Annotated in this window: 23 protein-coding genes; 14 read left to right on the forward strand and 9 right to left on the reverse strand. The window is 64.1% G+C overall.

Features of this window, described 5'->3' with window-relative positions:
- Nucleotide 1: 1 nt before the first annotated feature.
- Complete coding sequence (gene rocF, locus QX126_RS18855) at nucleotides 2-976, reverse strand: arginase (protein WP_315756160.1); 975 nt, start codon at nucleotides 974-976, stop codon at nucleotides 2-4.
- 198 nt (nucleotides 977-1174) lie between these two features.
- Here rocF and QX126_RS18860 point away from each other — a divergent pair, with 198 nt between their 5' ends.
- Complete coding sequence (locus QX126_RS18860; RefSeq protein ID WP_315782901.1) at nucleotides 1175-1435, forward strand: hypothetical protein; 261 nt, start codon at nucleotides 1175-1177, stop codon at nucleotides 1433-1435.
- Nucleotides 1436-1445: 10 nt separating this feature from the next.
- On the opposite strand, the gene QX126_RS18865 is transcribed toward QX126_RS18860, so the two are convergent.
- A complete protein-coding gene (locus QX126_RS18865) occupies nucleotides 1446-2603 on the reverse strand; it encodes an OpgC domain-containing protein (RefSeq protein ID WP_315782862.1) in 1158 nt (385 codons plus the stop codon).
- Nucleotides 2604-2988: 385 nt separating this feature from the next.
- Here QX126_RS18865 and QX126_RS18870 point away from each other — a divergent pair, with 385 nt between their 5' ends.
- From QX126_RS18870 to QX126_RS18880, 3 genes are all read left to right on the forward strand, one after another.
- Nucleotides 2989-3237 carry a hypothetical protein gene (locus tag QX126_RS18870; protein ID WP_315739099.1) on the forward strand — a complete coding sequence of 83 codons (249 nt, stop codon included), beginning with the start codon at nucleotides 2989-2991 and terminating at the stop codon, nucleotides 3235-3237.
- Between the two features lie 275 nt (nucleotides 3238-3512).
- Entirely contained in the window at nucleotides 3513-3665 is a 153-nt protein-coding gene (locus QX126_RS18875; RefSeq protein ID WP_315771509.1) for a hypothetical protein, read from the forward strand.
- A 151-nt stretch (nucleotides 3666-3816) separates the two neighbouring features.
- Nucleotides 3817-4131 (forward strand): c-type cytochrome, encoded by a 315-nt coding sequence (locus tag QX126_RS18880; protein WP_315739101.1) that lies wholly within the window; start codon nucleotides 3817-3819, stop codon nucleotides 4129-4131.
- A gap of 107 nt (nucleotides 4132-4238) precedes the next feature.
- On the opposite strand, the gene QX126_RS18885 is transcribed toward QX126_RS18880, so the two are convergent.
- Complete coding sequence (locus QX126_RS18885; protein WP_315739142.1) at nucleotides 4239-4592, reverse strand: phasin; 354 nt, start codon at nucleotides 4590-4592, stop codon at nucleotides 4239-4241.
- Nucleotides 4593-4799: 207 nt separating this feature from the next.
- On the opposite strand from QX126_RS18885, the gene QX126_RS18890 reads away from it, so the two are divergent.
- Complete coding sequence (locus QX126_RS18890; RefSeq protein ID WP_315782864.1) at nucleotides 4800-4943, forward strand: hypothetical protein; 144 nt, start codon at nucleotides 4800-4802, stop codon at nucleotides 4941-4943.
- 238 nt (nucleotides 4944-5181) lie between these two features.
- On the opposite strand, the gene QX126_RS18895 is transcribed toward QX126_RS18890, so the two are convergent.
- A complete protein-coding gene (locus tag QX126_RS18895) occupies nucleotides 5182-6201 on the reverse strand; it encodes a GlxA family transcriptional regulator (RefSeq protein ID WP_315756162.1) in 1020 nt (339 codons plus the stop codon).
- Nucleotides 6202-6266: 65 nt separating this feature from the next.
- On the opposite strand from QX126_RS18895, the gene QX126_RS18900 reads away from it, so the two are divergent.
- The 4 genes from QX126_RS18900 to QX126_RS18915 all read left to right on the forward strand — a co-directional run bounded on the left by QX126_RS18900 (nucleotide 6267) and on the right by QX126_RS18915 (nucleotide 9371).
- A complete protein-coding gene (locus QX126_RS18900; RefSeq protein ID WP_315739103.1) occupies nucleotides 6267-6977 on the forward strand; it encodes a hypothetical protein in 711 nt (236 codons plus the stop codon).
- On the forward strand, nucleotides 6977-8269 hold the full coding sequence (locus tag QX126_RS18905) for an MFS transporter (RefSeq protein ID WP_315782866.1): 1293 nt from the start codon (nucleotides 6977-6979) through the stop codon (nucleotides 8267-8269). Before QX126_RS18900 ends, QX126_RS18905 begins: the two co-directional genes overlap by 1 nt.
- A 116-nt stretch (nucleotides 8270-8385) precedes the next feature.
- A complete protein-coding gene (locus tag QX126_RS18910) occupies nucleotides 8386-9048 on the forward strand; it encodes a YqcI/YcgG family protein (protein WP_315782868.1) in 663 nt (220 codons plus the stop codon).
- The gene (locus QX126_RS18915; protein WP_315782870.1) at nucleotides 9045-9371 is read left to right on the forward strand and encodes a cupin domain-containing protein; all 327 of its coding nucleotides are present in this window, start codon (nucleotides 9045-9047) and stop codon (nucleotides 9369-9371) included. The genes QX126_RS18910 and QX126_RS18915 overlap by 4 nt, the downstream gene beginning before the upstream one ends.
- 2 nt (nucleotides 9372-9373) lie before the next feature.
- Here the strand turns inward: QX126_RS18915 and QX126_RS18920 are convergent, their stop codons facing one another.
- Nucleotides 9374-9562, reverse strand: coding sequence for a hypothetical protein (locus QX126_RS18920; protein ID WP_315782872.1), 189 nt, complete (start codon nucleotides 9560-9562; stop codon nucleotides 9374-9376).
- Here QX126_RS18920 and QX126_RS18925 point away from each other — a divergent pair.
- Both QX126_RS18925 and QX126_RS18930 read left to right on the forward strand, forming a co-directional pair.
- Nucleotides 9543-9773 carry a hypothetical protein gene (locus QX126_RS18925; protein WP_315739109.1) on the forward strand — a complete coding sequence of 77 codons (231 nt, stop codon included), beginning with the start codon at nucleotides 9543-9545 and terminating at the stop codon, nucleotides 9771-9773. The genes QX126_RS18920 and QX126_RS18925 overlap by 20 nt on opposite strands.
- Before the next feature lie 224 nt (nucleotides 9774-9997).
- Nucleotides 9998-10231 carry a DUF6894 family protein gene (locus QX126_RS18930; RefSeq protein WP_315712992.1) on the forward strand — a complete coding sequence of 78 codons (234 nt, stop codon included), beginning with the start codon at nucleotides 9998-10000 and terminating at the stop codon, nucleotides 10229-10231.
- A 222-nt stretch (nucleotides 10232-10453) separates the two neighbouring features.
- Here the strand turns inward: QX126_RS18930 and QX126_RS18935 are convergent, their stop codons facing one another.
- On the reverse strand, nucleotides 10454-11509 hold the full coding sequence (locus QX126_RS18935; protein WP_315782874.1) for a hypothetical protein: 1056 nt from the start codon (nucleotides 11507-11509) through the stop codon (nucleotides 10454-10456).
- Nucleotides 11510-11740: 231 nt separating this feature from the next.
- On the opposite strand from QX126_RS18935, the gene bamA reads away from it, so the two are divergent.
- A complete protein-coding gene (gene bamA, locus QX126_RS18940; RefSeq protein ID WP_315782876.1) occupies nucleotides 11741-14065 on the forward strand; it encodes an outer membrane protein assembly factor BamA in 2325 nt (774 codons plus the stop codon).
- Nucleotides 14066-14101: 36 nt separating this feature from the next.
- Here bamA and QX126_RS18945 read toward each other — a convergent pair whose 3' ends face one another.
- On the reverse strand, nucleotides 14102-14518 hold the full coding sequence (locus tag QX126_RS18945; protein ID WP_315782879.1) for a hypothetical protein: 417 nt from the start codon (nucleotides 14516-14518) through the stop codon (nucleotides 14102-14104).
- A 249-nt stretch (nucleotides 14519-14767) separates the two neighbouring features.
- On the opposite strand from QX126_RS18945, the gene QX126_RS18950 reads away from it, so the two are divergent.
- Nucleotides 14768-15124 (forward strand): hypothetical protein, encoded by a 357-nt coding sequence (locus QX126_RS18950; protein WP_315739114.1) that lies wholly within the window; start codon nucleotides 14768-14770, stop codon nucleotides 15122-15124.
- A gap of 69 nt (nucleotides 15125-15193) precedes the next feature.
- Here the strand turns inward: QX126_RS18950 and QX126_RS18955 are convergent, their stop codons facing one another.
- Complete coding sequence (locus tag QX126_RS18955; protein ID WP_315756169.1) at nucleotides 15194-15793, reverse strand: DUF6456 domain-containing protein; 600 nt, start codon at nucleotides 15791-15793, stop codon at nucleotides 15194-15196.
- A gap of 52 nt (nucleotides 15794-15845) precedes the next feature.
- Nucleotides 15846-16376, reverse strand: a complete 531-nt coding sequence (locus QX126_RS18960) for a GcrA family cell cycle regulator (RefSeq protein WP_315782881.1) — start codon at nucleotides 16374-16376, stop codon at nucleotides 15846-15848.
- A 149-nt stretch (nucleotides 16377-16525) separates the two neighbouring features.
- Here QX126_RS18960 and QX126_RS18965 point away from each other — a divergent pair, with 149 nt between their 5' ends.
- Nucleotides 16526-17143 carry a helix-turn-helix transcriptional regulator gene (locus tag QX126_RS18965; RefSeq protein ID WP_315739119.1) on the forward strand — a complete coding sequence of 206 codons (618 nt, stop codon included), beginning with the start codon at nucleotides 16526-16528 and terminating at the stop codon, nucleotides 17141-17143.
- Nucleotides 17144-17424: the final 281 nt, after the last annotated feature.

Genomic DNA, 17424 nt, shown 5'->3' on the forward strand with positions numbered 1-17424 from the left:
CCTATTGGTCCGGCACGATCGCGTTGGTGGGCGTTGGCCGATCGGTAATCTGCTGGCCGAACAGGCTGGCGATCAGTTCGACTGCGACCCGCGCGGTCTTGCCGCGCTCGTCCAGGAACGGGTTGAGCTCGACGATATCGACCGAACGCACCAGCCCGGAATCGTGCAGCATCTCCATGATGAGATGAGCCTCGCGATAGGTCGCGCCGCCAGGTACGGTCGTGCCGACGCCGGGGGCCACCTCGGGATCGAGGAAGTCGACATCGAAGCTCACATGCAGGACGCCGTTCCGCGCACGAACCTTGTCGAGGATCCGGCGCGTCAGTACGCCGACGCCGAACTCGTCGATGGCGCGCATGTCGGCGATGCTGATACGACGGAGACGCAGCAGCTCCTTTTCCGCCCTGTCGATCGAGCGGATGCCGAACAGCTGCAACTGATCTGGAGTGATGGGCGTGCGCGCCTCGTCGCCGAGCAGGCCGTCGAGACCCGGCTCGCCACACAGGAACGCGGCGGACATGCCGTGCATGTTCGCTGTGATGGTGGTTTCGGGCGTGTTGTAGTCGGCATGTGCGTCGAGCCAGAGCACGAACAGCTCCCGCCCGATCTCGCGGCAATGGCGCGCGATCCCGTTCACCGACCCCATCGACAGCGAATGGTCGCCGCCGAGAAACATCGGGATGGCGCCGGTCTGCGCCAGCTCGTGACTGCGACGCGCCAGCACCCGCGACCAGCGCTGGATCTGGCGATAGTGCTTGGCCTTCACCGGCGGCTCGTCACCGGGCTCCGTCATGTCGGCGATGCCGACATCGCCGTAGTCGGTGACATCGAGCCCGAGGCTTTCCAGCACGGTGATGAGACCTGCGGTGCGCAGTGCAGCAGGCCCCATCAGCGTGCCGCGGACCGACGCGCCGAGATCGATCGGAGCACCAAGGACGGCGATACGATGTGGCGCCTTAAGGTCTGGAGAAGCCAAGACGGAATCCTTTCATCGACGGCCGGGCGCCCAGCGTAGCGCGATTTTGCACCGCGCGCTTCGCCGGCGATGCGTCTCGGTCCCAGGGAACCAATCGCATCAGCCGGCATTTCCCACGAGCGTTACATGCGCCCCTCGGCCGAATCGCGTCGGCACGAGGGTGCCAATCCGACGAGCCGCGGCAAGAAGGCAACGACAGTGAGCAGCGAAACGTTCGAAACACCTCCGCAGCCGGGCGTCGCCGAACGCGCGCTCGACACCGCGACGGACATGTCGCATGCACTCGGCGAAGTGGTGGGTACCCTGAGTGCGGCCGTGGACCGGCTGAGCGAAGCGGCAAGGGACGCGCGGCGGCCCGGGACCGCCCTGTCGACCATCAGCGCGATCACCCGCGAGGCCCCGCTCACGAGCCTGTTCGTCGCCTTCCTGCTCGGGGTCACCGTCGCACGCCGGCGTTGAGGAACGGCGGTCAGAACAGCCGCGGTCCGCGCCGGTCGAGCTGCGATTCCCATGTCAGCAGCGTGGCCGCGATGGTCATGATCGCAATCCCGGCGACACTGATCAGGAGCTGCATCGCCAACCCGCTCGCCACGTCGGTCAGCACGACCTGGCCGAGGAAGGCCAGCAGCACACCCTGGCAATAGATCGGGAGCGAGTTCTCGCCGCACCTGATCATGGCCGTCATCAGCGGACGGATTGGCCCCTTCCAGTCCCGCGGAGCCAGCCGCGACACCACGAAGGCAAGCGCCAGGAAGTGCAACAACCGCACCGGCGCCAGGTGGCTCTTGTAGATCGGATAGATCAGGCCGCTGATGGCCGACGGGATCAGGTTCTCGAGACTCTTGAACTCCCAGCTGAGCGCCATCAACAGGCTGAACGCGAGATAGCCGATCGCCACGATCAACAGCGTTCGCGAGTCGAGGAGCGGACGCAGGCGTGTGGCGCCGGCACAGCCGTACCAGGCACCGATCACGAACAGGAACTGCCAGGCGAACGGATTGAAATACAGCTCGCCGCTCGGCCACGCCGGCGCCTGCCAGCTGAACAGCTGAACCATCATGTAGAGCAGGAATGAAAGCGCCAGCGTCAACGTCGCGCTGGTGATCATCAGCCACAGGATGACGGGAAAGCAGATGTGCAGGATTGCAAACGTCAGCAGGATGTCGGTGTTGACGGGCGCGAATTGCAGCAGCGCCACATGCACCAGCGTGGGCCCCGGCTCGCGAAAGAAGAAGCCGGTGTTGGTCTCGTCGACGAAGCGCGTGCCGCCGCCGATCACCCAGACCAGCGCCGCATAGGCGAGCAGCAGCACCAGGAACGCCGCATAGATCTCCCAGGCGCGCCGCAGCGCCCGCACCACCGTGGTCGCCCAGCCCTGCTTCGGCAGCGCTCCGCCATAGGCGAGCATGCAGGTGTAGCCGGAGACGAAGACGAACACCTCGGAGGTGTCGCTGAAGCCGTAGTTGCGCAGCGTCAGCCACGCCAGCGAATTGTCCGGAACATGATCGATGAAGATGAACCAGAGGGCGAGCCCCCGGAACGCGTCGACCCGGAGGTCACGACCTCCGTTGCCGTTGCCGGCTGCCACGCTATCCGTCCTCGCCAGCTCTTGATCATCGGCAAACAAGATGGACCTCGTCTCGGGATGGCGGACCAACATCGACTCCGGCATGCATGTTGTGCCTTAATATCTCCTGCCGGTCATCGATCGGAACTCGAATCCGCCGCACGCGTCGTCCACCCTTCCGGCAGATTTCGAGGTTGGCCATTGAGCGCAGCCCCCCGTCTGCGTCTTCAGGCTGCCCCCGTCATTTCAGCCGATTGTGCACGGCCGATATCCGTACTCGAAAAGTGTGCACGGAAACCGGGTGCCTGTGGAACATTGTCGGCATGGTGGTGTTAAGCATCTCACCACCGCCGGACTGGCAATTGTTCCAGTCCCGTATTTGCCCGGATTGATTGTAGATTGCTTAGACGTTGACTTGCAGTGGAAATGTTGACAGGGGGGTTCCGTGATCCACCGAGGTGTCCAATATACGGTCGTGGCGACTGCTGAACCGGACATGTGGGAATGGCGGTACGAGTTCGGCGATCAGATCAAGACCGGACGCACCCAGACCAGACTCGCCGCGCTCGCGGCCCGGCGCGTGAAGTCGAAGATCGATGCGGCGCTCCGTGCGGCCCAAACGGGTTCCGTGTCCACGGTGAATGTCGCCGAACGGATCGAGATGGCGAAGGCCGCATCGCATGGCCTGACCTGACTTTCTCTCTCTCCGGCGGTCCGGCGCGCGCCGGACCGCTCATCGCCTGTTGAGACAGATCAAGGCATCGATGCCGGCATTTGTCATGTTCAGCCGATGGAAGCTCTCATTTTTCGCTGCTCCCAGACGGGATCGAACGTTCAGATCGGCTTGGCCGCACCGGCTCTTGCCGACCAGTTCGATGCCTATGAGGCCGCCGCATGCCCAGCATGCGGCGGTACGCACCTCGTCAACAGGCTGAGCGGAAAGATGCTGAGCGACAGGGAGGGCTCGACATGTCCTACGTTGCGGAAGAGCTGACGATCACCGCCTCGACCGATGTGTCTCGCTCGGCCGATATGTCTTGGCTGCGCCGCGCCAGCGCGCTCCTGAAGGCAATCGTCAGCCGGATCGACCTGTCCCATTTTCCCAAATCATGCTGTAATTGACGTCGAGATTCATCGACGCGCCGCGCGTGCCTGCGAGGCGGAGCCGCCAAGATCGCTCCTCTCCAGGGGCGAAACATTCCTTCGTGAGCCACCCGCCGTCACTCCGGCGAGGTATGCCACCACTCAACAGACAATGATCAGGAGTTCCTTGATGCACGCCTCGGTGATGAGAGTTATGGCGATCGCGATCGCGGCTGCGGCGTCGACACCGGCATGGGCCGCCGATCCGGATCACGGCGGAGATCTGGCCCGTCGCTGGTGCGCCTCATGCCACCTCATCGAAGGGACGCAGAAGCAGGCGAGCGCGGACGTTCCCACCTTCGCTCAGATTGCTCAGAAAACGGATTTCACGCCAGAGAAGGTCGCGTTTTTCCTGCTCGACCCGCATCCGAAGATGCCAAGCTTTCCGCTCAACCGGCTGGAGGCGGCCGACATCGCCGCCTATATCGGCAGCCTGCGAAAATAGGGCTGGGCTCTTTCGCCCGTCTCGTCCGCCCGCGTCCATTCGGCGGCAGCGCTGCCGCCGAGTTCGTCCATGCAGACCGTCGCTCCTGCGACGGCGAGGCTCGCGCTTCAGCTCTTGGGTTCGGTAGCCTTGCTCGCGGCGGACATGATGCTCGACGTGATCGTCTTCATGTGCTCACCGGCGTTGGTGAACTGGCTGCGCAGGAACTCGGACTGGATCCGCATCGCCTCCTCGAGCTCGGTGGCGTGAACGAGCTTTCGAGCGTGTTCGAAAGCCGTCTTGATGTTCTGCTCGGTGAGAGTGAGCGCCTGCTTGGACATGTCGGCGGCAGGTCCGGGAACCGTGCCGATCGATTTTCCGGCTGCGTCGAAGAACATCTCGAACGCCTTTTCCGCCTGCGAGATGGTCTTTTCGGCCAGGTCCCGCAGTTCAGCGGGCACTTCCAGTTTGGTTTGAGTCATCGTTACGTCCTCCACGACAGATCCAACTACCACATCCGACTCCCTGCGTCGCCGTACAAATAGACGGGGAAGAAAGCTGCCAGCGCCTGTCAGAGTGCGGCCATACGTTGGCGCGTAATCTGCAGCGCGTATTCGATCGAAGCGAGGTGACGATCATAGGTCCGCCGCGCGCGCTCGGTCCGTAACGAGGCCTGAGAGCTCTCGCGCATGCTGCAGGGCAAGATCGAGGAGGAGGACAGTTTTTCTCGCATCCTCCCTGACACCGAATGCACCGGCTCGCACGGTGTCCATGTGGCCGGCACCGGCCACCACAACCGCGGCCTTCTCTTCAGCCGTCGCAAAGGCGCCTGAGGAGAGAGTGTCCTCGTGCGAAAGGGAACGATGTTGGTCATTGGCCTTTCCCGTCCGCAGAGGCGGATCTGCATCAAATTTTCAGCGTTATACACATGGCCTTTTACGGAAGCCTTCGAGCGATCGCATAAGGCATGGCCGCTCTGGCCTCAACGCGAACGGCGAGACTAACCCGAAAGCAAAGGAAAAGGCGTCGACTCCGGCGAATCTTGTCAGCCCCGGTTGCGGCAAGCGCCGCTCAGCCCGAGAAGCGGCGCCGATACTCCGATGGCGACACGCCGAGATGCCGCAGGAACGCCCGCCGCATGCGCTCGTCGTCGCCAAAGCCCGCCCGTTTGGCGACTTCGACCACGTTTTCGACCTGGCGGCTTTCGAGTAGGAGGCGCGCCGTCTCGACCCTGAGCGCCTCGACTCCCTGTGCCGGGGTCATCCCGGTGCGGCTGACATAGGTGCGGGCAAAGGTGCGCGGCGTCATGCCGGCTCTCGCGGCCAGCGCCTCGACGCGCAGGTCGCTCGCGATGTTCTCGATGATCCAGGCATGCAGCGCACTGAACCGACCCTCGACGTCGGACGCCTGCGCCGCCAGGACGGTCGAAAACTGACTCTGGCCGCCAGGACGCTTCAGGAAGACGACGAGCCGGCGCGCCACGTCGAGCGCGATCGTATGACCGAAATCCTCCTCGATCATCGCCAGCGCCAGATCGATGCCGGCGCTCACGCCTGCGGATGACCAGACCCGGCCGTCCTGCACGAAGATCGCGTCGGGCTCGACCTTCACGTTCGGAAAACTGTCCTGCAGGCGGGGGCAGTAGCGCCAATGTGTAGCGGCCCGCCTGCCCTCCAGCGCGCCGACCCAGGCCAGCGCAAAGGCGCCGAGGCAGACGGATGCGATCCGCCGGGCGCCCGGGAGCACCTCCCCGATCCACCGCATCACCGTCTCGTCCTGCCGCAGCTTCCAGATGCCTGGCCCCCCAGGGATCAGCAGCGTGTCGACCTCCTCCGGCTTCACGGACGAGAGCGGCGCGGTGTCGATCATCAGGCCGACATCGGTCGGCACCAGTCCGCCCTCCTTGGACACGTAGCTGAGCGCATAGCCCGGCCCCGGCAGCTCGATCTCGCTGAGCTCGGCGAACACCTGCGCCGGGCCGGAAACGTCGAGCAGCGTCACTCCGGGAAAGGCAAAGATGGCGAGCCGCCTTTCGGCACCATCTCGACGCACCGCAGCACGCCGGGGAGAGTTGGCAGGATTCGAGGGCATATTGTCCTTTAAGCCATCGGAGGACCGCCTGTATAGCTCGACCTTGCAGTGCTGGAGTTCACGTGATGTCGCGCAACCTGGACGGCCGATACAAGACGATCGCCTCGCCATGGGACGACTACACCGTCTACAGCTTTTCCGACGCGTCGGAGATCGAGCTGCCTGATCGGCAGCCGATCATGGATGCGATGAATTCGATCATTGCCATTAACTGGAAAGCAATCGAACCCCATTGGACCGCGGCCTCATCGCCGTTCAACAGCAAATACGGCCTCGTTCTAGTCTACGATCACATCGGACTGGTCGCGTTCTCGGTCTATCGCGTGATGACCATCGCGCAGCGGCTGGCCATCTATCGCAGTGGGACCGAAGTACTACCCGCACATCAGGGTCGTGGCCTGTATGGGTTCTTTACGTCGCAGATCCTCAAGCATCCTGGGTCGGCCACGCCCGGCGAAGAAATTCTTTACGGATGGCGTACGCGCAACCCGATCGTGTGGGCTGCCAACGCCAAGATCTGCGAGAGGGTCGCGCCGTCGCTGCTCGATGAGGCGGCGGATGCGGAGTTGCAGGCCGCCTGCGTCGAGATGTGCGCGACGATCTATCCGGGCAAGCCGCTCGAGGTGCCCCGCATGATCATGCGCGGCGCCTACGGACACATCCAGCATATCAGGCAAGACTATCACGGCAGGGCCTCGCTGGTCGAGACCGCGATGTCGCGGATCATCCCGGATTCCGCCGACGCCCTGTTCTCCGTCGGCTATGCGAGGGTGTGATGGCGGCGCTCGGACAACAAGCGGTCGCGTCCTCTTCGCTCCGGTTCTTCGATCGCGCCTATGTTGCGTGGGGAACGGTCGCGTTTGCCTACGCCGTCGCCTTCCTGCAGCGGATGTCGCCGCAGACCGTGGGCCTCGACTTCATGCGCGACTTCGGCACCGACGCCTCCGGCGTCGCGATGCTCGCCTCCAGCTACTTCTGGGGCTACACCTTGATGCAGATCCCCGCGGGCGTTCTGGTCGACCGCTACGGTGTGAAGCGTGTCGTCCTGTGCAGCATGACGGCGTCGGTGCTCGGCAGCGCCGCCTTCGCGCTGTCGCCTACCCTGTTCGACGTCTTCGTCGCACGCGTGGTCGTGGCGTGCGGCGACGCGCTGGTGTTCACGGCGCTGCTGAAGCTCGTCGCGCAGAACTTTTCCGACCAGCGTTTCGGCCTGATGTCCGGCATCTCCCAGGTGTCGGGCTATGTCGGCGGCGTCCTCGCCACGACCCCGCTCGCCGCTGCGGTCAGCGGCTTCGGCTGGCGCGCCTGTTTTCTCTTCATCGCCTGCGTCGGCGTCGCGAACTTTGCCTGCGCGTCCGCGACCTTGAAATCCGCACCTGCGAACTACACCAGCCGGACGCTGAAGAGCGTCCTGGTCACAAGCTGGCATGCGCTCGGATCGGCCGCGACGTGGGGCTGCGCCATGAGCTTCGCTGCGCATTTCGCGGTCGTGACCACGCTTGCCGGGGTGTGGGGCATCCCGATGGTCGCGCATTATTTCGGCATCTCGCCGTCAGCGGCCGGAGGCCCTCTGCTCGCCTTCATGGTCGGCAACGCCATCGGATCGATCTTTCTCGGCCATGCCGCCGATCGGATGCAGTCGCTCAATGCAGCCCTGATTTCCATCACCCTGCTGCGCATGCTGCTCGTCGTGATGCTGTTGCCGGCACTGGCGCACAGCTTCGGCTTCTTCTATGTCGGCGCAGTGTTCGCCGTGCTCGGTCTGGTGGCCGGGGGCACCGTGCCGCTGATCCTGAAAAGCACCAAGCATCTCTACACGGCGGAGCGCATCGGCGTCGGCGCATCGATCAATACGACAGCCGCCGGCATTTTTGCCGGGCTGGCTCAGCCGGCGATCGCCTTTGCCATGGTGACTGCAAGCGGCCTCGACCCCGACATCGGATCAAGCCTGCGCAGTGCCGCCAGCGATTCCGGCTACGCAGCCCTGATCGAGATTCTTCTCCTGATGTCGCTTCCTGGACTCCTTGGGCCGCTGATGATGAGGCGCGAATTGATACTTCGTACTTAAGCATAAGAACAGAGAGGGTCAGTATGTCGCGTTTGTATTTGAGAAGGGACGAAGTCCGATCCGGCCATCAGGCCGGCACCTGGCAGAGCGTCCTGTTTTCGGAATTCGAGGCTCAGATGAGCAGCGAAGCAAGACCCTTTCCGTGCGTATTCGGCGTCGCGGGCTATCGTCACGATCAGCTTCGTTATCTGTTTCTCGACCCCATCGACATCGACGTGCTCGGCCAGCAGCTCGCCTTGTTCGTCTCGGAGAGCCGCTCGCACGGGCCCAACACCTCGCTGGTGCTGTTCACGCGCCCGCGCCCGGTCCAGACCATCGACTCCTACTACAAGAAATTCTGGCACATCCTCGATCAGCTGGCGCGCGTCGACAGCCAGCCGTGGCCCGCCGAAATTCCCGAGACCGTCGATCATCCGATGTGGGAGTTCTCGTTCGCCGGGGAGCCGATCTTCGTCGTCTGCAGCACGCCCGCACATGTGATGCGGCAAAGCCGCCGATCGAGCGCATTCATGCTGACCTTCCAGCCGCGCTGGGTGTTCGAACGGATGCTCGGCACGGACGAGGCGGCGGCCAAGGCCTTCGGCGAGGTGCGCAAACGGCTGGTCCCGTTCGACACGACGGCGCCTTCGCCCCAGCTCGGACGCTACGGCAATCCGGAGGGCCGGGAGTTCAAACAGTACTTCCTCTACGACGACAACCAGCCGCCGCCGGCCTGTCCCTTCCACAAGCTGGCGCAGACCAAGCCATCGTCCATTACAGACAAGGAGCAGGCTGCATGACCCAGATCATCGCTGGAACCAAGACCAGCTTCGCGATCGATCCCGACATCCTGGCGCTGTTGCCGGCGCAGGGCTGCATCGAGCTGCAGCACGATGCAGCCGGCAAGGTTCACGCCTTCCATACCCACCCCGTCGACGAAATCCTCGTCGTGATCAAGGGACGGCTCACGTTTCGTTGGGAAGGCGGCGAGCGCATCTGTACCGCCGGCGACAAGATCCTGCTGCCGGCCGGGACGCTGCACGAATCGGAAGCGCTGGATGATGCAATCTACGCGATCGCCACGCAACCACCCGCAACCATTGCATGCAATCGGGAGGGATGAGGTCAGGACAGAGGGCGGTCGGTCTCCGAAAGGGCGTCTGCGGTCAACCGCTCGACTATCTCGATCACCTCGATGCGCTGGCCCGGAGCCAGCTTCAGGAACGCCTTCAGCAGACGAAGGCTTTCCACGGCTTCGCTCGATGGGGCTCCGAGCTTCGTGTGCAGCTCCGCGATGAATGTTGAATTCTTCATCTCGCACCTTTGGCAGGAAACGGTAATGCCAGTCCTTAGCAAACGTGAAGGCCTTGCACGCAAGGTAGATACTGCAGCAATCGAGGCTGAAAGTCTCGGTCTGACGACTGCGACCCTGATCCTCAGGATGGCCCGCCTGGAAATCGACCGTGCGGAACCCGATGAGGTTGAAAGTATGCCAGGGAACAACTCTCGCAGCAAGCCGAACTGACCGGTGGGTTGATTTCGGCGTCACAATTTGGGTCTTCTGGCAGTTTCTGGCTGACGATACCAGTGGAAACGGTCGTTTACCGAACAATGCGCGGGGATTACGGCAGCGGTAAGCTTGTCCTCCACATTAGAGGTCTTCTATAGTTTGCTTTGGGGGAAGAATGGGTTGCGGATCCCGCTCGGGCTCCGTGCCCACTCCCGCCACACAGCGGCTGCAGGAAGACCATGCGCACTTATTATTTCGATATGAAGGATGGCATTCCGACCAGAGACCGGACCGGCCTGGAATTTGCGACGAGTGCGGGGGCGATCGAGCACAGCCGGGATTTGGCCCGGCGACTCCGGCACGACCCGCGCATCACCGACCGCAGGCTGTCCATCGTCGTCGTCGACGAATCTGGCGCGGAGGTTCACCGTGAGCCGGTTTATCCGGCTGCAGTGAAGGCCAGCCTGTCCTGATTTTTTCATAGGCGTGCCAGCAGAGACTGCGCGCTGACTATTTTTTCTACTTTTCGTAGAGGAAACGAAAAGCCGAACAACCCTTGAGTGTGTATGTTGGGCGCGCGATCAGGCCGCTTCGGCATCAAGAGCGCCCTGAGTGTCAGCCCCCCGCCGCTCCGCTCGACCGGCTCTCCCCTTCCCTCGGTCGCCAACGAACGCCACCGCTGCGCCACCGACGGCCTATTGCTGCTTCTCCCAGAACGAGAGCAGGCCCTGCGAGGCCGAGCCGCCGATCACGCAGGGGATGCCGACGGCGACCTGCCCCAGCGCCGCAGCCGAGACGCAGCCGAGCGCAAGGGCACCGACGCCGAGCTGTCCCCAGAAATCCATGTTGCGCCGGGCGTCAGAGCCCTTGGTCTTCAGCTCCTCGACCGCGGCGACGGCATCCTTGCGGACGGCGCCGAGCTGCACCGTATCGGCGGCCTCAACCACCTCCCTGAGCGGCTCCTTGACCGGTCCCGACTGCCGCGCCAGCTCCTCCCGGAGATAGTCGCGCAGGCTGGCATCGCGCACCGAGTAGCTGGCAAGCGTATAGCGCGCCATGCTACCGATGGTCAGCTTGTCGATCGTGTCGCGGCTCTTCGACCATGGCAGCATCTGCACGATGCGCTGGATCGGCACGCGCGAGCCGGTCGCGAAGTAATAACCCCAGAGGATGTCGAGCAGATCCTGGTGGGTCGCGTAGCTGAGCCGCGTGTCGAGCTTGCGTTCCTCCTTCTTGAACGGATTCTGCGTCAATGCGCCACGCAGCTTGTCCATCACGCCAGGCTTCGATTCCTCCAATGGGATGTCCATCAAGGTCGGCTGTGCGCCGCTGAGATAACCGTCGATCATCACGCGGCGGCCCGGCATCTTCGGCGCGACCTTGCGCATGAGATTGCGCCAGTCCGGCAGACCCGAATAGGCGATGGCCCGCACGACCACCCACTCCTCCTCGGGAGGCACGGGAAAGAAGCTGTTGACCAGTTGTTCCGCCTTGGCCGGATTGGAGCCGATCGCCCCCGCAATGAAGCCGAGATAGATGCCCGCGTTCTCCGGCTCCTTGAACGTCTGCGAGTGAAACAGCACCCGCACCGCCGCCGGCACATGGGCGTAGTCGGGTTTGGTGCGATAGTTGTAGATCCAATTCTGGACGACACCGAGCGACGCGCGTGGGTCGATCTCTGGGACGACCGCAGCAGCAAGGGCTGATTGAACGAAAGTGCAAGCGATGAGGGCCAAGGCGATCGCGCGCATGGTCTGCTCCCGACAAACGTTCGCCGCATCAGCATCTGCTGGCGCGTACGGATGAGGACGATGCTGCACGCCGTTTGAATCGACTCTGCGTCGATTCTGCGGCCGCGCTCGATTCCCTGCCGGTCGCCCTTCGCAGGCGTGATCGCAGGCCGCCAAGTCTCCACGGCTTCGACATGATTTGGCCGCCCACCGGCTCTTGCATCCCGGCATGACGAGCAGGCAGATGCGCGCATGTTGACCGCCCGAGACAGCCGTCACCGTGGAGACAGCAGATCGCGACATGTCGCATTGATCGTTGCGACGCTGTTAGTGGTGACGTCCGCGCCGCCGGCCGTGGCGGCCGAAGCCCTTGCAGTACAGGGCAATCGGCGCGTCGATGCCGACACCGTGCGATCCTATTTCCACACTGACGCCAACGGGCGCTACGACGCCGCCGCGCTCGACGCCGGCCTGAAGGCGCTGGTTGCGACCGGGCTGTTCGACGACGTGAAGATCAGCCGCGCCGACGGACGGACCGTGGTCCGCGTCTCGGAAGCAAAAGTGCTCGATCGCGTCGCCTTCGAAGGTAACAAGAAGGTGAAGGATGCGGAGCTCACGGGCGCGGTGCTATCAAAGCCGCGAGCCGGCCTGCAGCGCGCAACCGTTCAGGGCGACGTCGCCCGCATCATCCAGACGTACCATCGCGCTGGACGCGACGACATCCGCGTCGTCCCGGAGATCATCGATCGCGGCAACGACCGCGTCGATCTCGTCTTCACCATCACCGAAGGCAAGAAGACGCCGGTCAGGGCGATCAACTTCACAGGCAATCGCGCCTATGGCGCCCGACAATTGCACGCGGTGATCAAGACCTCGGCCACCAACGTGCTGAGCTTCGTGACCGGCGGCAACGTCTACGACGCAGACCGCGTCAACGAGGACCGCGAGCTGCTGCGACAATATTATCGCAACCACGGCTACGCCGATGCCGAGGTTTCCAATGTGAGCGTCGACTATGACGCGGCAAATAGCGGCTACAACCTCACCTTTGCGATCGAGGAAGGCGGACTCTATAAATTCGCCGCAGTCGACGTCTCCTGCAACGTGCAGGGGCTGGCGTGCGACCGCCTGCGCACATCCTTGCTGGTGCAGCAGGGCGACACGTTCGACCAGAGCAAGATCGACAAGATCTCGGACGCCCTGGCGGCTGAACTTGGCAAGCTCGGCTTTCCGTTTGCGCAGGTCGAGCCCGGGATCAATCGGCATGCGCAGGATCGGCTGGCCGACGTCACCTTCCAGATCGAGCAGGGACGACGCAGCTATGTCGAGCGCATCGAGATCCACGGCAACACGCGCACGCACGACGACGTGATCCGGCGCGAGTTCGACGTCAGCGAAGGCGATGCCTACAACAGGACGCTGATCGACCGCGCCGAACGTCGCCTGCGCAACCTCAACTACTTCAAGACCGTCAAGATCTCGACGCGGCCGGGCTCGGCCAGGGATCGCGTGGTGGTGGATGTCGAGGCAGTCGATCAGGCGACCGGCGACTTCAACGTCTCGGGCGGCTATTCGTCCACGGACGGATTGCTCGCCGAGGTGAAGATCGGTGACCGCAACGTGCTCGGCACCGGCAACACTGCGCAGGCCACCTTCACCTACGGCCAGTTCGCGCGCGGCGCCAGCCTGTCCTTCACCTCGCCCTACGCCCTCGGTCGAACGACACCTGGCATGGAGCTGTTCGCTCGACAGAGCATGGTCAGCACATTCCAATCGTTCGGCAGCAACACCTATGGCGGTGCCCTCACCCTGGGCATGCCGGTCAGCGAGCAGACTGCCATGCTGTGGCGCTATTCGCTCTACGACCAAAAGGTGGTGCTCGCGCCGGGGATCTCGCCGGCGGCGGTGTCCCTGCCGGTTCGCCAGGCGATTGCAGCCGGACGGCAGACGGTGTCCTCGCTCGGCAATACCGTCACCTACAGCACCCTCGACAACAACAAGGTGCCGACCAGCGGCATTCGTTCACAGTTGACGCAGGATCTCGCCGGTCTCGGCGGCGACGTTCGCTTTTTGCGGACCACGGGCGACGTCCGCTACTATCGGTCCATCAACAGCGACCTGACCGGCATGGTGCGCGCGCAAGGCGGCTATATCACCGGATGGGGTGGCCAGCAGGCGCCGCTGCTCAACAGCTTCTTCGGCGGTCCCACCATGGTGCGCGGCTTCGCGCCGGGCGGCTTTGGGCCGCGCGATCTGACGCCAGGATCGACGATGGACAATGTCGGCGGCAGCCTGTTTTGGGCGACCACGGCGGAGCTGCAGGGCAACATTCCTGGATTGCCGCAGGAATACGGCCTGCGTGCATCGGCCTTCGTCGACGCAGGAACCGTGTTCGGCTATCGCGGCCCGACCCAGAATGTCCAGGTGGCAAACAGGAACGTGCTGCGCTCCTCGGTCGGCGTCGGCATGACCTGGGCATCGCCATTCGGACCGCTCACGGTCGACTATGCGGTCCCGATCAGCAAGGCGGCGTACGACGTCGTGCAGCCGCTCCGTTTCAGCGCCGGCGGCTTCTGAGCCGACACCGCAACATCGACGGAGCGCCGCGTCACGTCAGTACGGACTGTAGTAGTAACCGGGCGGGCCGTAGTACGGGCGAACATAATATGGCCGCGGTGCGTAGTACACCCGCGGCGGCCCGTAATAGCCGGGTCCGGGATAATAGCCGGGCCCATAGTAATAGTAGTCGTCGTGCTGATGCGCGGCGATTGCGCCGATGGTGCCGATCATTGCACCCATGATGGCCAAGCCGGCGGCTGGATTGCCCCTGTAGACGCGGCGATAGCGCCGGCGAGCGCTGAGATCGGTCAAATCGCCGGCTGTCGCCGTCGCGACCGCCGACTTGTTGGCCGGACTCGCCGGCCGCGCATGGGCTGGCGCCGGCGCGCTCGCCACCACGGCGATGGCCGCGACGGCCGCAATCGCGATTTTTCCACCGGCCGAAGGAGATCGATATTTCCCGCTGAACATGGCATCACCCTTCACTTCACTCGTTCCCAGATACAACATGCCCGGGCGCGCAGCTTGACCTGTGTCAACTCAGGACCAACCCGGCCATCAGGCGGCACGTACGCATCCCGCAATCGCGCTTAGACGCGACGTCACGCCCCCTGGTTCAACCCACCGCCGCATCGATTTCTGCGAACCGATGGCCGCCCGTCGGGAACCAATGGCTGCACACCGACGCCGTCCATCATGCCATCGGCAACAGGAGTCCTCATGCCTTCCAGACTGACACGCCCGATCTTCATCGCCGTCGCCACACTGTCGCTCGCTGCCTCGATGGCGAAGGCCGGCGACAGCGCGACCTCGCTGTTCAAGGTGGTGACCGTCAAGGACGAGATCGTCATCGGTCTCAATAGCGACGAGTTGGCGACGATCGGCGGCAGCGATGCCAGCGCCGTTGCGCGCGCACTGGCGCAGAAAGGCGACCTCGCGGCCTGGCAGTACAATGTTCATCGCGGCCCGAACGGCGAGCTGCAGATGACGCCTTCGGCCAAGATCGGTTTGCTGTCGCATGCCTCGCTGCGCGTCGAGCCCTACAGCACCACTTATGTCGTGACGCCGCATCCCTGAGGGAAAACGATTGTCCGACCGGCGCTCGTACCCCGTCGACGACGGTACGAGCGCCGGTCGTGCCGGCCGTTAGCTCTCGCCCCGACGGCCCGATCGCACGGCCCCATCGCATTTCCTGGCGATCCTGTCGGTGGAAAACCCGTAGACCACGGCCAGCCGGTCCAGGCACTCCTTGAAGCGCCGGGCGAAATAATCATTCCAGCGCTGGCTGGCGAGCCCCCGCTTGTGTCCGACCTGCTCCATGGTCAGGCCGTGCACCAGGACGTCATGGGTGATCGCCGCCCCGTCGGCGCCGAGCTCGCGCTCGGCGCGGTTGAGCCGCAGCACCGCCTGCCTCTGGCCTTCGGTGACCGGCTCGCGCCCACGGGCGCCGTCGACGTGCTCGCGCGAGGGATCGATCGCCTGCGGGCCCCGCTCGGCCCGCTCCCAATCATTCTGGAACGCCCGTCCGGCCCGGTATTGGGCGTCATCCAGCTGCTTGTGCGCGTGCAGCCGGCCGAGCGGGTCGCTGCGGACCGATCGCAACGCGACGATCTTTTCGCCGGGCTCGAGCGCCAGCGGATCGTCGATCTCTACGGGAATCACGTCTGCATTTCGCGGCAGGTCGTGAGCTCTCCGGTCGTGGGTCTTGGACATGCGATGGGGCTTGCTGCGTCTGGGGCGCGCCATGTCTCGTCTCCGGAAAATGGATGGGGTCAGTTCGGGTCGGGTTTGCCGCGCTCTACGCGGCGGCGACCAGCCGCAGGATCAAAGGGCCGGCGGAGCGCACGGCGGTCTCCTCGGGCGGAAGCCGCGTGAGATGGTAATGCGGCGTGCAGTAGCAGGAGCCGGGCTGGCGCGGATGACCGCAGAAGGTGATGGGATCGTCGTCCCGGTCGCCTCCATAGGGGTAGCGGCAATCGTTGCGTTCGAGCTGGTCGAGGGACAGCAGGCGCGGGCTGAGGCCGACGCAGCGCAGCCTGACCGGCGCGGCAGGCTTCGGCGGGGACGGCATCGGCCACGCCGCCGCGTCCGGGCTTCGCCGCCGGGCTCGGGTCGCCGCGGACATCGGCCGGGGCTCGGATCGAGCGGCTTTCGGCCCGCCCGGCGCCACAAGCCCGATCCGCTTGCCGCGGCCAAGCGTCGCGTTCCGCGTATAGGCGGTTCCGAACTGCGCATTGAGGGCGCGCGCGATCTCGGCATAGGACCGCCCCTGGGCATGAAGCTCGCACAGCATTTTGGAATGTTGGTCTGGCCAATCGGTGGATTGCATTCTCGCTCTTCCTTCTGGGTCGGGGCCGCCGGACCCGCCGGCTCACCCGACGGCCAAATCTTCCGATATTCCGAACAAAAAGTCAAGCTTGAGTTCTGATTATTCGAAACATATAATCCCTTCCGAGATTCGCAAAAGAGGTCAAAGCCATGTTGGACGTCGCCATGATCGAGCGTGCACTCGAGAAGCCAGGAAAGACGAAAGGAGGGTTGGCCCGCGCCATGGGCGTGCGGCCGGGGGCGGTCTCCGAGATCCTCGGCGGCCAGCGCCTGATCAAGGCGGCCGAGATTCCGCTCATTACGGAGTATCTCGAGCTCAATTCGGTCCCCGTCATGGGACGGGTCGGCGCCGGCTCGGTGATCGAGCCGGATTACGAGCAGGTGCCGGTCGAGGGCCTCGGCGAGGTCGCCCTGCCCTTCCCGATCTCCGAGGAGACCATCGCCTTCGAGGTCTCCGGTGATTCGATGCTGCCGAAATATGAGAATGGCGACGTGATCGTCGTCTACCGCGAGCAGCGCCACCCGCTGTCGAGCTTCTACGGCGAGGAGGCGGTGGTGCGCCTCAAATCCGGCGAGCGTTACCTGAAGACGATCGAGCGCGGCAAATCGCCGTCCGTGGTCAATCTGAAGAGCTTCAACGCCAAGCCGATCGTCGGGGTCAAGCTGGATTGGATCGGCGAGATCTTCGTCACCCTGCCGCGCGGCCAGATCTCGCGGATCCGCGCCAAGGCGGCCGCCAAGTCGCGCGCCCGCGCGGCGAACAAGTAAGACTCGAGACCGGATGCGGGGGACGCCGAGGCGCTCCCCCTGCATCCCCCCTCCAGGCCCCCTCCAGGGAAGGGTGGGCACCGCGCCTGTTGCGCCGTCGTGATCAACAATTCTGAGCGACATATGGGGATGTGCGTCCATAGCCTCGCGGCGCCCCAGGCGTCCGAGTGATACAGTGGTCTCACCCTCTTCAAACGAGAGGGGGCAGGGAAGGCCGGACCTCGACTGAGGCCCGTGGCCCGCCTGCTCAAAAAATGCAGGCGGCAGGTACCACAGGTCCA

It is taken from the genome of Bradyrhizobium sp. SZCCHNPS1003 (assembly GCF_032381555.1).
Taxonomy (GTDB): Bacteria; Pseudomonadota; Alphaproteobacteria; order Rhizobiales; family Xanthobacteraceae; genus Bradyrhizobium.

What these genes read in the sequence shown, in the direction of transcription:
- QX126_RS18880 (WP_315739101.1), top strand. Translation starts at nt 3,817, where the DNA reads ATGCACGCCTCGGTGATGAGAGTTATGGCGATCGCGATCGCGGCTGCG.
- QX126_RS18915 (WP_315782870.1), top strand. Translation starts at nt 9,045, where the DNA reads ATGACCCAGATCATCGCTGGAACCAAGACCAGCTTCGCGATCGATCCC.
- QX126_RS18965 (WP_315739119.1), top strand. Translation starts at nt 16,526, where the DNA reads ATGTTGGACGTCGCCATGATCGAGCGTGCACTCGAGAAGCCAGGAAAG.
- bamA (WP_315782876.1), top strand. Translation starts at nt 11,741, where the DNA reads ATGTTGACCGCCCGAGACAGCCGTCACCGTGGAGACAGCAGATCGCGA.
- QX126_RS18930 (WP_315712992.1), top strand. Translation starts at nt 9,998, where the DNA reads ATGCGCACTTATTATTTCGATATGAAGGATGGCATTCCGACCAGAGAC.
- QX126_RS18910 (WP_315782868.1), top strand. Translation starts at nt 8,386, where the DNA reads ATGAGCAGCGAAGCAAGACCCTTTCCGTGCGTATTCGGCGTCGCGGGC.
- QX126_RS18920 (WP_315782872.1), bottom strand. Translation starts at nt 9,562, where the DNA reads ATGAAGAATTCAACATTCATCGCGGAGCTGCACACGAAGCTCGGAGCC.
- QX126_RS18950 (WP_315739114.1), top strand. Translation starts at nt 14,768, where the DNA reads ATGCCTTCCAGACTGACACGCCCGATCTTCATCGCCGTCGCCACACTG.
- QX126_RS18875 (WP_315771509.1), top strand. Translation starts at nt 3,513, where the DNA reads ATGTCCTACGTTGCGGAAGAGCTGACGATCACCGCCTCGACCGATGTG.
- QX126_RS18905 (WP_315782866.1), top strand. Translation starts at nt 6,977, where the DNA reads ATGGCGGCGCTCGGACAACAAGCGGTCGCGTCCTCTTCGCTCCGGTTC.
- QX126_RS18960 (WP_315782881.1), bottom strand. Translation starts at nt 16,376, where the DNA reads ATGCAATCCACCGATTGGCCAGACCAACATTCCAAAATGCTGTGCGAG.
- QX126_RS18885 (WP_315739142.1), bottom strand. Translation starts at nt 4,592, where the DNA reads ATGACTCAAACCAAACTGGAAGTGCCCGCTGAACTGCGGGACCTGGCC.
- QX126_RS18890 (WP_315782864.1), top strand. Translation starts at nt 4,800, where the DNA reads ATGCTGCAGGGCAAGATCGAGGAGGAGGACAGTTTTTCTCGCATCCTC.
- QX126_RS18955 (WP_315756169.1), bottom strand. Translation starts at nt 15,793, where the DNA reads ATGGCGCGCCCCAGACGCAGCAAGCCCCATCGCATGTCCAAGACCCAC.
- QX126_RS18895 (WP_315756162.1), bottom strand. Translation starts at nt 6,201, where the DNA reads ATGCCCTCGAATCCTGCCAACTCTCCCCGGCGTGCTGCGGTGCGTCGA.
- QX126_RS18900 (WP_315739103.1), top strand. Translation starts at nt 6,267, where the DNA reads ATGTCGCGCAACCTGGACGGCCGATACAAGACGATCGCCTCGCCATGG.
- QX126_RS18935 (WP_315782874.1), bottom strand. Translation starts at nt 11,509, where the DNA reads ATGCGCGCGATCGCCTTGGCCCTCATCGCTTGCACTTTCGTTCAATCA.
- QX126_RS18945 (WP_315782879.1), bottom strand. Translation starts at nt 14,518, where the DNA reads ATGTTCAGCGGGAAATATCGATCTCCTTCGGCCGGTGGAAAAATCGCG.
- QX126_RS18925 (WP_315739109.1), top strand. Translation starts at nt 9,543, where the DNA reads ATGAATGTTGAATTCTTCATCTCGCACCTTTGGCAGGAAACGGTAATG.